Annotated in this window: 11 protein-coding genes and 1 riboswitch; of the genes, 2 read left to right on the plus strand and 9 right to left on the minus strand. The window is 42.3% G+C overall.

Features of this window, described 5'->3' with window-relative positions; all coding sequences use genetic code 11:
• Window position 1: 1 nt before the first annotated feature.
• From HGD77_RS07985 to HGD77_RS07995, 3 genes are all read right to left on the minus strand, one after another.
• Window positions 2–664, minus strand: a complete 663-nt coding sequence (locus HGD77_RS07985) for an urea amidolyase associated protein UAAP2 (RefSeq protein WP_005262889.1) — start codon at window positions 662–664, stop codon at window positions 2–4.
• A gap of 11 nt (window positions 665–675) precedes the next feature.
• Window positions 676–1,413: an urea amidolyase associated protein UAAP1 gene (locus HGD77_RS07990; protein WP_034439367.1), complete on the minus strand. Its 738-nt coding sequence runs from the start codon at window positions 1,411–1,413 to the stop codon at window positions 676–678.
• A 28-nt stretch (window positions 1,414–1,441) separates the two neighbouring features.
• Window positions 1,442–1,553: riboswitch (guanidine-I (ykkC/yxkD leader) on the minus strand.
• A gap of 207 nt (window positions 1,554–1,760) precedes the next feature.
• Entirely contained in the window at window positions 1,761–2,654 is an 894-nt protein-coding gene (locus tag HGD77_RS07995) for a LysR family transcriptional regulator (protein WP_004280389.1), read from the minus strand.
• Between the two features lie 281 nt (window positions 2,655–2,935).
• On the opposite strand from HGD77_RS07995, the gene HGD77_RS08000 reads away from it, so the two are divergent.
• A complete protein-coding gene (locus HGD77_RS08000; RefSeq protein WP_004731079.1) occupies window positions 2,936–3,664 on the plus strand; it encodes an HAD family hydrolase in 729 nt (242 codons plus the stop codon).
• Between the two features lie 69 nt (window positions 3,665–3,733).
• Here HGD77_RS08000 and HGD77_RS08005 read toward each other — a convergent pair whose 3' ends face one another.
• From HGD77_RS08005 to HGD77_RS08020, 4 genes are all read right to left on the minus strand, one after another.
• Window positions 3,734–4,084, minus strand: a complete 351-nt coding sequence (locus tag HGD77_RS08005; RefSeq protein WP_004731081.1) for a hypothetical protein — start codon at window positions 4,082–4,084, stop codon at window positions 3,734–3,736.
• 254 nt (window positions 4,085–4,338) lie between these two features.
• A complete protein-coding gene (locus tag HGD77_RS08010; protein ID WP_004731085.1) occupies window positions 4,339–5,505 on the minus strand; it encodes a fatty acid desaturase family protein in 1,167 nt (388 codons plus the stop codon).
• 42 nt (window positions 5,506–5,547) lie between these two features.
• On the minus strand, window positions 5,548–6,570 hold the full coding sequence (locus tag HGD77_RS08015; protein WP_034439364.1) for a flavin reductase family protein: 1,023 nt from the start codon (window positions 6,568–6,570) through the stop codon (window positions 5,548–5,550).
• Between the two features lie 298 nt (window positions 6,571–6,868).
• The gene (locus tag HGD77_RS08020) at window positions 6,869–8,506 is read right to left on the minus strand and encodes a long-chain-fatty-acid--CoA ligase (protein WP_004731088.1); all 1,638 of its coding nucleotides are present in this window, start codon (window positions 8,504–8,506) and stop codon (window positions 6,869–6,871) included.
• Window positions 8,507–8,884: 378 nt separating this feature from the next.
• On the opposite strand from HGD77_RS08020, the gene HGD77_RS08025 reads away from it, so the two are divergent.
• Window positions 8,885–10,306: a PLP-dependent aminotransferase family protein gene (locus HGD77_RS08025; protein ID WP_004731090.1), complete on the plus strand. Its 1,422-nt coding sequence runs from the start codon at window positions 8,885–8,887 to the stop codon at window positions 10,304–10,306.
• A gap of 48 nt (window positions 10,307–10,354) precedes the next feature.
• Here the strand turns inward: HGD77_RS08025 and HGD77_RS08030 are convergent, their stop codons facing one another.
• On the minus strand, window positions 10,355–11,704 hold the full coding sequence (locus HGD77_RS08030; RefSeq protein WP_004731092.1) for a DcaP family trimeric outer membrane transporter: 1,350 nt from the start codon (window positions 11,702–11,704) through the stop codon (window positions 10,355–10,357).
• A 108-nt stretch (window positions 11,705–11,812) separates the two neighbouring features.
• Window positions 11,813–13,186: an MFS transporter gene (locus HGD77_RS08035; RefSeq protein WP_004731093.1), complete on the minus strand. Its 1,374-nt coding sequence runs from the start codon at window positions 13,184–13,186 to the stop codon at window positions 11,813–11,815.
• Window positions 13,187–13,364: the final 178 nt, after the last annotated feature.

Raw genomic sequence — 13,364 nt, forward strand, 5'->3', positions numbered from 1 at the left:
CTTATACCTCGCCTTCACGGACAATCAGTTGAATTTTTGTTGGGTTATAGGCATTACATGGGTTATTTAGTTGTGGGCAGTTTGAGATCAACACAATCAAATCCATCTCAGCTTTAATTTCCACATATTTGCCCGGTGCAGAAATCCCATCATCAAATTTCAGGTGACCATCTGAAGTTACAGGTACATTCATAAAAAAATTAATATTTGGACCGATATGGCGCACATTCAGACCATGCTTTTTCGCAATCGGATGTTGTAACAATGCAATCATGAAATTGTTACGGCAACTGTGCATTGGATATTTATCATGCGCATAACGAACCGTGTTACTTTCACATGAACATGCACCGCCTAAAGTATCGTGGCGACCGCAGTTGTCATCATGAATACTCGCAATTTTATTGCCAAAGTTGGTATATAAAGTCGTACCTTTTTCTAGATAAATTTGACGGTTCATCGCCAAAGTATCGGTTGCGCTATAACGCTCTTCAGGGTTATGTGCGGAAATAAACAAAGTATCCACCGCTTGATTACCTTCAAGATCAACAATACGGAAATACTGGCCTTTTTTGACTTCACACATCCATGCTTCACCGGCAGGACAAACTTCGCTAAGTACTGATTTTTCATGATTTTGTGTTGGGTTTACGAGTGCAGTCATGATCATTCCCCTTAAGCAGTTAAAGCGTAGTAGCGGTTATTATTTTGAAACGCACGCTGATTTTGCGGGCATGAGTCACGGCAGACATCGGTGTCGCCTAAAGGCAGTGCTTTAAAGAGTGAGAGCTGAATATCGGCTGGTGCATATTCATTAGAATTGTCGAGTGCATGTGGTGCGCTGGATAAAAACACCAAACAATCCATTTCAAAGCGTAGTTCAATTACTTGATCAGTATTGTCAGATACGACATAAGACAAGTTACCGTTGTCATCTGGTTGCACTTTAGAGAATAGATTTAAAGTATTGCTAAGATCGGTCGCCGATAAGCCAAATTTGGTCATCTCTAAAAGCAAGCTGTCTTTACCGTTGCGGTACATGTCGTTACGCGCATCTTGGAAGCTTTGCTTACCAAACTGTTGTTCGATTTGCTGTGCGGTACTTGGCGCACAAAAGGCATCATTCCAACCATGGTCATCTTTAACAATCGAGATCATCGCACGACCTAAATCAGACGCCAAAATGTGCCCTGTACTTAAAAATGCGCTGTGTTGACCTTTTAAGCTGTCTGGCATGTTATAGGCTTCAAGCTTATCTTCGCTATTCACACAAAACAGTGAAACATTAGCATTTGCGCCTAAAGATTTAAGTTGTAAAACTGCGCCACGCTGGATGCGTGCTGACCAGTGGTGTCCACCCGGTAAACGTTCAGTCCAGAGGACTTGATCTTCGTGATAAGTAGTTGTGCTCATATGCATCCATCCCAATCTTGTACGGTTTACCTCCCGGGCTTTTATCCCTCCGTGTAGCTTGAGCTTGAAACTTAAGCCGTGAACTCTCGGTCGCAGACCTACATGAATCTTCATGTATCGGAACCCTAGATCACTTTATGATTGAGTAGATAGATGCAAAGGACGTGCCAAACTGGTAATACTATTTTTTATATTCGTAATACTTTTTTTTTGAGATGGAACTGATCACTTCAGGTGCAAGGCTCTGAAAAAGGCATCAAGATGTACCAAAATAAAAAAATCCCGGCTTGAACCGGGAGTTTAAAATCTAGAGATGAGAACTCAATCAAACTATTTAAGTTGTAGAGTTATTTACTTAAAATCTCATGCAGCATATTGCGTAACCATTGATGGCTGGTTTTATGATGACAGGACATATGCCAATACTGCTTTACGGAATAGGTCGGGAACGCAATTGGCGCATTAAAGATCTTGAGATTGCCACGTGATAACAGGACTTCACTCAAATAATAAGGCACGGTCGCAATCGCATCGGTTTCCTGCACTACCAGTCCGACTCCCAGATAACTTGGCAGACGCATTAGAATGTCACGCTTAAGTTCCAGATTCAGCAATTCATTTTCAATATGGTAATGCCCCATCCCGGCATCAATATCGATATGCGTTTCACGTAAATACTCTTCGGTCGTGATGCTGTCACCCGTGAGCCGCGGATGATCTTTCGCCGCGATCACTACATAATATTGCTCAAACAGTTTCTGCTGATAAAAGCCATTCTCCAGATTTGGCAAGAAGCCCAAAGCCAGATCAATCTCGCCATTGGCCATTTGATAGCTGGTTTCTGACGTAATCGGACGCACATTCAGACGGATATGGGACGCATGCTGCTTCAGATACTGTGAAATTTTTGGCAACAGTACCAGATGCGATACATCAGTCATTGCCAGTGTAAAGCGCTGCTGTGAAGTGACCTGATCAAAATTGATAGTAAAGTTATTAATGGCTTCAACTTTGCTCAGTGCTTCACTGACCAAGGGAAAGAGCTGTTTGGACAGGTCTGTCGGCAGCATTTCATTGCCAATACGTAAAAATAAAGGATCACCATAATGCTGGCGAATTTTATTCAGCAGATTGCTCACCGCTGGCTGGCTCATATCTAAATGATCGGCTGCCTGAGATACGTTTTTAAATTTATAGACATAATAAAAAATACTGAGCAATTTACAGTCAAGTTCAAACACAGAAATACATTTCCTTTAACTTTCTCATCATTCGGACAGGTCTTTCATCCGCATAAGTCTATTGAGGGTCAGATTAAAATATAACACTTCGCAACTATTTTCAGGATTAAACTCGCTGTAATTTTCCGTAAATAAATACTTTTAACAGGTGAATAAATCCATTAAAAAGTCCCTTAGCGTAAAATTTCCAGCCCGGTTTGCTCAGGTCAGTTAAACATTTAAATCGTATGCGATATACTCAGCCCCACCGAATAAATGGTAAAAATACAGAGAAATCTTATATGTTTCAGGATAAAAAGCTGGTCTGTTTTGATCTAGATGGTACGTTGATTGATTCTGTAGGCATCTGGAATCAGGTAGATGCAGCCCTGATTGATGAGCTCTCCAACAGAAAAGTCGATTTACATGAGATTCAGATTCAGCAACAGCGCGATCTTCAACTTACCGCCTTGAGACATAGGTCAGATCCTTATCTGGAATATTGTGGATTTTTAAAAGAACAATACGGTTTTGAACCAGCTAAAGAAGAAGTAAAAAATCGTCGTTATAGTATTTCCCGACATTTTCTGGATGATATCGTCGAGTTAAAACCTCAGGCAGACCTCCTGATTCAGGCTTTAAAACAGCAACAAATATCTCTGGCCTTAACCACAACCACCAGTTTATTCAATGTACAGCGCTATCAGGATAACAATCGAAATATTAATTCTAAAATCAGCTTTGATGAGGACTTTTCCTTGATTCTCACCCGTGAAAATGTCCAGAACATTAAACCTCATCCCCAGGTTTACCTGAATGTTTTGCAAGTGTTTAACCTTCGACCTGAGGAATGTCTAATTATTGAAGACTCTTTGGTCGGTGTAGAAGCAGCAAATCATGCAGGTATCGAGGTGGTGGCAATTTATGATCAGCACTCCGCTCATGAAATAGATTTGATCAAAGCCAAAGCGAATTATTTTGTCGAGGATTTTGCTGAATTATTAAGTTCATTCAATAACAACATCCACTAAAAAAGATGCCATGAAATATCCTTATTCATGACATCTTGAATACTATTTGTGGCTTAAAAATCTTACTGCCTATTTGGCTTTTTTATAGATTGAGCCAGAACCAACCAGATTTCCGGTTTTCTCATCGATTGCGAAATCGACCATACCTGCACCTGCGTTCAACTGAAGCATGCCATTTTCGTTCACTGCAGCGGGCATCGGATTCTTTTTCTCGGTTTTACCGGTTTCCTTATCTTTGATCGTATTGGTAATCAGATAATTTTCACCATTTTTGGAAATAACCAGAATATTTTCAAGTTTTGGATTTTCCACGGTGTTTTTCCAATTGCCCTGATAATCTGGTGCTGGCGCTTCAGTGGTATTACAAGCAGTTAAAAGTACTAATAATGGAATTGCTGAAAAATATTTAAGATATTTCAAAACTGAGACCTTGAGTGTAACGACGCGGCCATTATAGAGAGAAGCCCTTAGGGCTGAAGCAGGTTGTTGTAGGCAAAGCGTTTCAGCAGTACTGGATCTGTTTTGCTTTCGTCATTTTTTGAAATCTATATCCATATTTTATTCATAAACAGGAGGATTTTAATGATATTAAATCTGATAAAGAAAAAAATCCTCAAGAGACCATCCAAATCTATTGAGGAGTACCAAAATGGTGAAGAAGTAACACTTAAGAATTATGACAATAGTTTCGCTTTAAAGTAGTTGAATACAGATTTGACAGCATGGGTTTTTTCAACCACCTGCTCAGTCCAGTGATTCGGTAGAGAACATTTAGCCAGTCTTACCCATACGGTAGAAAACTGTTTCATAAAGCTGGCTTCGTTATAATGAATGCCATATTCTGCACAGAGTGCTTTGACCTTTGGAGCAACCTCCGTATAACGGTTCGCTGGCATATCCGGGAATAGATGATGCTCAATCTGATGACTCAAATTACCACTCAGTATATGCAACCATTCGGTACCGCTAAAATTGCTCGAACCGCGAATCTGGCGTAAATACCACTCGGCACGGGTTTCATTGTCGGTATTGTCCATTTCAAAGGTTTCAGCATCTTCCGTGAAATGACCGTTAAAAATAACAGCAGAAGCCCATAGACTGCGAATCACATTGGCCACCACATTTCCGGTAAATACCGGAATGGCATTTGGCCCGGCAATGATCGGGAAAAATACATAATCTTTTAACACCTGACGGCGCATTTTCTGGCGCAAAGGTGCTGCTTCTTCCCAGACTTCTTTCCAGGTCTTGGTTTTATAAGCAATCACATCTTCCAGATGCAGGCGTTGCAAGCCAACATACCATTCGAAAAACACCATTAACTGAATGCCCAGTGGAATATTGAACAGGAAACGTGGTTCCCACTTTTGCGATTCACTGACTCGAATCAAGCCATAACCGACATCATGATCCATCCCGACAATATTGGTATAAGTATGATGAATATAGTTGTGCGTGTATTTCCAGTCATCGCCGGTTGAAATCGTATCCCAGTCATAGGTCGCACCGTTCAGACTCGGATCATTCATCCAGTCGAACTGGCCATGCATGACATTGTGACCGAGTTCCATATTTTCCACGATTTTGGAAAGACCGAGCAGACCTGTCCCCGCCAGCCATACCGGTGGCAACCAACCGGCAAACATCAGCATGCCACGTGAGGCAATTTCGCTATAGCGGACAAAGTTGCGGATTTTATAAATATATTCGGCGTCTTTTTCCCCCAGATCATCCATGACCTCGCGGCGGATCGCATCGACTTTGGCACCGAATTCCTCAATCTGTTCAGGACTAAGAAATTGGCTTTTGCTATGTCGTTTAAAATCAATTTGCATATTCATGGGAGCACCTTCTTATAGTTTAATTAATGGCTTATCAATAGTTTATAAATTAATCACCACAGGACTCACTGCCTGAGAAATGCACAGTTTGATCTGGGTATTATTACCATGATCAATTTCACCGGTCAGGACATTTCGTACCGAACCACTGACTTTGGTACAGGAACAGGTATTGCAGATACCCATTCGGCAGCCATGCGCTGGTCTCAAGCCGGATTTTTCGGCACTTTCCAGTAAGTTGGACTGGGCTTGAAATTCCTGCTGCGATCTTAAAAACCGTACCGGCTGTGCTTTAATTTTTTCATCGACCACAATTTGGAAATATTCCCAATGAAAATTGGATTTCAATTCCAGTTTATCAACGATGCGAAGTGCGGCCTTCATCATCCCGGCGGAGCCACAAGCATAAATTTTTCGTTCTGCAAAGTCTGGCACCAGCTTTTGTAATAAGCTCTGCGTCAGATGCTGCTGGTGTTCCACGGTATTGAAATGGTGATATTTCAAGTTTGGATGCATAAGAGCCAATGTTTTCAGTTCAGCATGAAAGGCATCATCTCGAGTGAAATAAATCAGGTCGATCTGTTCCAGAGACTGAATGACTGCTTTTTGCAGCAAGGAGTAAATGGCGGTAATACCACTACCTGAAGCCAGGAATAAAATCGGCTGGGTGGATTTTTGCAATGTGAACTCACCTTGGGGCTGAGATATTTCAACCACCGCACCAATTTGCATCAGACTTAAGGCACGTGACACTTTACCCTGCTGTTTAACCGCAATGATCAGATCACCATTTTTCAATACCGTCACCACAGAATAATGTCGCTGATGTCGTATGCCATCGAGTCTAACAGTCACTGCAATATTCTGTCCGGCCTGAAATGACTTGGCTTTAAAATTATGATTTGGACGTAAGTGAATTTTGAAAAAGTCAGGGCTGATGGCTTGAATGCCCATAACGGCAGCCTTAACTTTTTTAATTGCCCAGGTTGGATGGATTTTTTCACCAATAAAATCAATGAAATCTTCCCGGATCCAATGCGGCTGATAGGTTGGCATGCTTGTCATTTTTATCCCCTTATCCGCAGACAGCTTCATTAATGTACAACTGTCTAATTATTATATTGCTCAGGATAAAGAATTTTCACATTCAGACCATGTCAATACAGGTCAAATTATGTGCCTAAGCCATATAATATGACTTTTTGTCGGACAATATCGTCTAAAAGTAGCGATCAAGGCGATATGGATTGAGAAAAAGCATTTTTAAATAGACAACGCTGCTTAGCCTGTACATAAAAAAACTGACCTCTATTCGAGATCAGTTTTTTAACTTCATGTTGGGATTTTCAGATTAAATGACGCTTTAACCTGCTGCCTGCTCCAAAAGAATAGTCCCATATAATTCACGCAGATCCTTTTTCAGCATTTTACCAGTACCACTGAGTGGGATCGTATCAACAAATACGACTCGGTCTGGAATCTGCCATTTGGCTACCTTGTCCGCATAATATTCCAGCAGATCAGTTTCACTTAGCTGGCTATCCGGTTTTTTAATGGCAATCAATACCGGGCGCTCATCCCATTTAGGATGCTGGGCGGCAATTACGGCAGCCATCGCAATTTCCGGATGCCCCATGGCAATATTTTCCAGCTCCACCGATGAAATCCATTCTCCGCCAGACTTGATTAGATCTTTAGAACGGTCACTGAGTTTCATAAAGCCATCCTGATCCAGCGTAGCAATATCGCCGGTATCAAACCAGCCGTCAGCAGTCAAAGCTGATTCTTCCTTGCCGAAATAATGGCTGATGACCCAATGCCCTTTGACCTGTAAATTTCCTGTGGTCTGTCCATCACGTTCAATTTCGTGCGTCCCTTTTTCTGTATCAGTCAAACGTAGGTCAACCCCGAATGGCGGACGGCCTTGGGACAGCCGAATCTGTAATTTTTCTTCATCAGACAGATGCAAATGTTTGGTCTTGAGCTGATTTGCCGTACCCAGTGGGCTGATTTCCGTCATGCCCCAGGCATGGATCGTTTCACAATTAAACTGTTCTTTGAACGCTCTTAGCATGGCCGGTGGGCATGCCGATCCGCCCACTACATTCCGTTTTAGGCTTTCCAGTTTGGAACCTGACTGGTTTGCGGCTGCAATCAACCCCTGCCAGATGGTCGGTACGCCAAGTGCTACCGAAACCTGATAGGTATCAATCAGGTTGACCAGACTTACACCATCCAGACCCGGTCCAGGAAGAACCAAAGTGCATCCGACCATTGCAGCGGCATACGGCGTGCCCCACGCATTCACATGGAACATCGGCACCACAGGCAACATAATGTCGGCAGCCGAGACATTTAATGAGTCCGGTAAAATGATGGCATAGCTATGTAATACCGTAGAGCGATGGCTAAACAGCACACCTTTGGGATTGCCCGTGGTTCCCGAGGTATAACACAGCGAGCTTGCCGAGTTTTCATCAAGTGTTGGCCACTCAAAATCTGCATTTTGGCCGGCAATCAGATCATCATAAAACTGAACTTCTGGAATCGCTTCTCTAACTGCCGGATCAGCCGCATCCAGACAGATAAAATGCTCGACCGAGGTCAACAGCGCTTTCACGGCTTTAATTAAAGGGACAAATGTTTTATCAAACAGCACCACGCGATCCGCAGCATCATTGATAATAAAAATGAGCTGTTCCGGAAATAAGCGCGGGTTAATGGTATGACAGACCAGGCCGCTGCCAGAAATGGCATACCAGGACTCTAAATGGCGATGATTATTCCAGGCAATAGTCGCGACCCGATCTCCCTGCGCCAAGCCGAGTTGTTGTAATGCATTGGCAAAACGTTTCGAGTTTTGGTGAATTTCTCCCCAATTGGTCACTGTAATAGTGGTATCGGTATTTTTGGAAATTACCTCGGTATCGGCATGATAGCGTCCTGCATGTTCAATCATGCTGCTGATCAGTAAAGGCTGAAACATCATATTTCCGAGCATTTTCCACTCCTTTGTGCTTGTTATTGGTCCGTATTTGCGTATCGTTTTTATAGTTGCATGATGGCTCGGTCTGAAACCGTAACTTACTTTTTATCATCATGTGGATTGAATTTAGCAAGGAAATCTAACTTTGTAAGTATCGAATTGTGACAAATTAAGCCAAGTGACTGAGGCGTATAAAAATGGGAATATGATTTATGTAGAGATAAAATTTCCACAGAAAATTTGAGACCTGATTTTCAATTTAATTGTCGTGCATCAAGACTCAAGCTTAAAAATAGAATGTCAATAATCCTATTCCTCCCTTTTGTTATATTAAGCATCCTAAAATATGCTATAAATCAAAATAATTAGAACAGTTTTAGTTCAAGAAAGTGTATGTATAAGTCTGAAAAACTGGCACAGAATATCCGTCAGATGATTGAAAACGGTGTATGGAAGGCACATGAAAAATTGCCTTCACTTCGCGAACAGACCCAATTATCTGGTTATAGCCTGATGACGGTACTCAATGCTTATCAGGAACTTGAAGCACAAGGTCTGGTCTATGCCAAAGACAAATCGGGCTATTACGTTGCAGAACACACTCAAGCTCTGCTCAATAGCAAACAGTCGGCCCAGATTGGTTTAAATCCTAAAATTCAAATCAATTCGGTGGTATTTAATTATTTAAAATCGACTCAGTCAGCAGAGATTGTGCCTTTTGGTTCTGCCTTTCCCAATGCAGAGCTGTTATATAACGCCAAATTTATGCAGATTCTGGCGCAGCAGGCCAAAAGAAAAAGCAGTTATAACAACCAGAATCATATGCCGCCCGGCAATCAAAACTTGCGGCAACTGATTGCTAACCGTTATCAATTACAAGGAGTTACCTGCAATCAAGATGACATTGTCATTACATCCGGTGCACTAGAAGCATTGAATCTGTCTTTACAGGCCTTAACACAACCCGGTGATTTTATTCTGCTACAGCAAACCATATTTTATGGTGCCTGGCAGGCAGCCGAGCGTCTGGGATTACAGGTGATTACGATTCCGGAACATCCACAGTTTGGCTTTGATCTGGAATCATTTGAACAGGCTTTAAAACAGTATCCGATCAAGGTGTGCTGGCTGATGCTGAATGCCCATAATCCGATTGGCTTTACCGTCAGTTCTGAAATCAAACAAAGAATTGCGGAACTCTTGTATGAATATCAGGTGTATTTAATCGAAGATGATGTTTATCAGGAACTAAATTATGGTGCAGCCAAGCCGTTACCGGTTAAATATTTTGACCGGCATCATATGGTGCTGCACTGTGCCTCATTTTCGAAAACGCTGGGAATGGGCGCACGCGTCGGCTGGGTGTATGCCGGTCCATTTTCCGATGCCATTCAGCACTTACAGCTCATGAGCACTTTAACGGTCAGCCCCTTACTGCAAAATGCACTGGTCGAGTTTATTTCACATCATCATTATGAAAAACATTTGCGGCATTTAAGGCAGCATCTGGAAAAATATAAAAAGAAATTTTATCAAGAACTTAAAGCACGTTTGGGAAGCATCTGTGAAATTTACTATTATTCCAGTGGTTATTTTCTCTGGATTGAATTACCTAAAGAAGTCGATGCCCAGCAGCTCTATGAACAATTGCTGCAACAGCATATTTCAATTGCCCCTGCACTGCTGTTTAAGCCGGAGCCTGCCAGCCAACATTATATTCGCCTGAACTGTTCGTTTGAATGGACAGCCAAGATCGAAAATGCAGTCAATCTACTGACAGAAACCATTCTTCAAAATAGCAAAAGCGCGGATTAATTCATCCACGCTTCTGTTACAGATCAGACGCTTTTATGCAAAGAAGTCTTAGAAATTGTAAATGGCAACCGCATTGATACGGTTATCTTCACCCTTAGTGCTGCCATTCGTGGCTGCACCTAATGCCTCACGTTCACCATAGACATATTCTAGACCGAAACTTAAAGGCTTGGTTGGACTATAGAAAACGTTCGCCCAAGCTTGCCATAAGTCTTTATTAGCCTTGGTCGCATTAGATTGTGTCGCATCCGCAGGAGTTGAGGCGATTAGTGCATTGACATAGTCTTGATCATTACTAAAATTCATATAGCCATAACCCAATGTACCGCGCAATTTGTCATTAAACTGCTGGGTTAGGCCGACCGAAATTGAATCAAATTCACTTTGTAATAAATCGCCATTTGCAGTGGTAATTACACCCGTATTTGCATAAGACACAAAGCTGCTATCGCCTTTAACATGGTAATAATCAGCTTTGAGCGTTGTACCCGGTACAATATCATACTTGGCACCTAAACCTACACCCCATGCCATTTTTTCATCTTCATTGACACGCTTTTCATTCCCCATCGCACGGGCACTGACTGTAAGATTATCAGCAAATTTATGATTTAAACGTGCTGTTAAAGCAGGTAGACGTTGTTTAATACCAGTAATGGTTGCATCTTTAGGATCTTCTACTGCAAATACCAGATTGGTTTCAGGACTGATTGTGCTGGTATAACGAACTTGTGGCGTCCGTTTAATTGAACCGCCAGCATAAACCAATGCATCTACAGTTTCTGGAATATAATCTGGCACTGCAAAGTTCGACCAGGTTTGACCGATCAACCAGTTGGCATAGCTGATATAAGCATGACGGATACGCAAGTTATCAAAGCTTGCGCCACCCAGAAAATCTACTTCAACTTTACCGCTTAAAGCTTTATCTCCAGCACCGACTGGTGCTTTAAAATCCATGCCTAAACGGGTTGCAGCCAGAGTAGATTTAAATTCATCACTACGCTCACCGACACCTTCTAAAGGTACAGCATTAATCTGGTTATACATACGTGCTGCTGAACCACCTTCAGCCTGATAAGAGGCATCGGCACGAATATTTCCATAAAGATTAAATTCGGCACCACTGGCAATTTTCATGACAGGTTTGCTTGCTGGAGCAGGTGTTGCTGCAACATGTGCTGTGACCACGGCCGTCTGTCTTTGCTGTTGCTCAACTAGGGCGCGTAGAGCCTGAACTTCTTGGCGCAGTTGTTCAATTTCCTGCTGATTCGACTGAGCTGAGGTTTGTGCTTGAGTCGATAAGCTGATGCCCCCTAAACTCATTGCCATCATGCTCATCAGAACTGTGCGCTTAAATATGATTGTTGATTGATTAAATAATTGTGTCGTGTTCATCCTAAACTCGCTTTTTATTATGCGTTTCGATTCTAGCAACAGATCACCACCCGTTACGATGGCGATCTATATCATTGGGAATATTATCTTTATTGATTGAAATCTAACTTAATGTGTCGCTTCTTTTGCCAATGGATTCGGCTTCACATCAGGTGTTGCAAGGGCTTGGCCATCTACGGAAGTTTTTAAGTTCACCAGGAAAATTGCCAGCGCAGCGATTACGCCAGGAATCGCAATTGCAAAGAAGTTCATTTGATGTGGTAAATTCATGGTTAATAAAGCACCAGTGAGTACCGGCCCCACAATCGCACCAATACGTCCAATACCTGATGCCCAGCCCATACCGGTAGAACGTACCGTCGATGGATAATACTGCGCCACAAAGGTATAGAGCAGAATTTGTGAGCCAATCGTTGCAGCGCCTGCCACAGCAATCAAGGTATATAGAACGAATTGCGGACTGTTAAATCCAAGCAGAATTAATGCAATGGCGCCACATAAGAACATGATAGTCAGCACTTTTTTGATATGGAATTTATCTGCGAGATATCCCCCACCAATGGCACCTACCATTCCACCAATGTTCAGGGCGAACAGGAAGATCATACTTGCACCCAGCGAGTAACCTGCCTGAATCATCAGTTTTGGCAACCAGCTACCCAATGCGTAGACCATCAACAGGCACATAAAGAATGCCAGCCAGAACATAAAGGTACTGAAGCTACGGCCTTGTTGAAAGAGTGCTTTTAATGGCGCCTCATCCCCTTTTTGTACTTCATTCAGTACAAATTGGGTGTCACTGGTGATGACCTGTGTTGGAGAGATCTTTTGAATAATATCGTGTGCTTGAGCCGTCTGTTGTTTGTTGGTCAAGTACATCAGGGATTCTGGCAGATATTTCCATAGAATCGGCAAGATGAGTAATGGAACGCCTGCAAGCAGGAACATGATTTTCCAGCCAAATTGTGGCACCAACCATGCACCCAATAGTGCAGAAGTCATCCCGCCAATGGCATAACCACTAAACATCAGGGCAACCAATGTACTGCGGATGCGTTTAGGCGCATATTCGGTCATCAATGCCACGACGTTAGGCATGACACCGCCAATTCCAAGGCCAGCCAGGAAACGTAAAATTCCGAACTCGACTGGTGATGTAGCAAAGGCACCGATAAAAGTAAATCCACTAAAAATGGCCACACAGATCATGATGGTTTTTTTACGGCCAAGTTTATCGGACAAGGTTCCGAAACTCATGGCACCGAACATCATCCCGAATAAGGCAGTACTGGCCAGCATTCCCGCTTGCACTGCACTTAACGACCATTCCTGCATCAGTAGCGGCAATGCCACCCCATAGATGACCAGGTCATAACCGTCAAAGATAATGATCAGCAAACACCAGATCAAAACACCCCAGTGAAAGGGTGTGAATTTCGCTTCATCAATCAGCGTATTTATATTCACTTTATTTGTAGACATCTCCACCTCCTAATTGTGAAGTTCAACTTATGCTGCTCACAATGCAGAAAATAGGAAAAAATGTCTAAAACTGAATAGGCATGGCTTTATACCTATAAGGTCTGGGTAAAATTAAACTATTCAATTAATTAATAAATATATTATTCAATCATGATGTTTTGTAAAACAGGTTGTTTTT

The sequence above is a fragment of the Acinetobacter sp. NEB149 genome (assembly GCF_012516415.1).
In the GTDB taxonomy this organism is placed as follows: Bacteria; Pseudomonadota; Gammaproteobacteria; order Pseudomonadales; family Moraxellaceae; genus Acinetobacter; species Acinetobacter lwoffii_V.

Coding starts and splice junctions, on each gene's coding strand:
- HGD77_RS07985 (WP_005262889.1), bottom strand. CDS start 664: ATGACTGCACTCGTAAACCCAACACAAAATCATGAAAAATCAGTACTT.
- HGD77_RS07990 (WP_034439367.1), bottom strand. CDS start 1,413: ATGAGCACAACTACTTATCACGAAGATCAAGTCCTCTGGACTGAACGT.
- HGD77_RS08000 (WP_004731079.1), top strand. CDS start 2,936: ATGTTTCAGGATAAAAAGCTGGTCTGTTTTGATCTAGATGGTACGTTG.
- HGD77_RS08010 (WP_004731085.1), bottom strand. CDS start 5,505: ATGAATATGCAAATTGATTTTAAACGACATAGCAAAAGCCAATTTCTT.
- HGD77_RS08015 (WP_034439364.1), bottom strand. CDS start 6,570: ATGACAAGCATGCCAACCTATCAGCCGCATTGGATCCGGGAAGATTTC.
- HGD77_RS08020 (WP_004731088.1), bottom strand. CDS start 8,506: ATGCTCGGAAATATGATGTTTCAGCCTTTACTGATCAGCAGCATGATT.
- HGD77_RS08025 (WP_004731090.1), top strand. CDS start 8,885: ATGTATAAGTCTGAAAAACTGGCACAGAATATCCGTCAGATGATTGAA.
- HGD77_RS08030 (WP_004731092.1), bottom strand. CDS start 11,704: ATGAACACGACACAATTATTTAATCAATCAACAATCATATTTAAGCGC.
- HGD77_RS08035 (WP_004731093.1), bottom strand. CDS start 13,186: ATGTCTACAAATAAAGTGAATATAAATACGCTGATTGATGAAGCGAAA.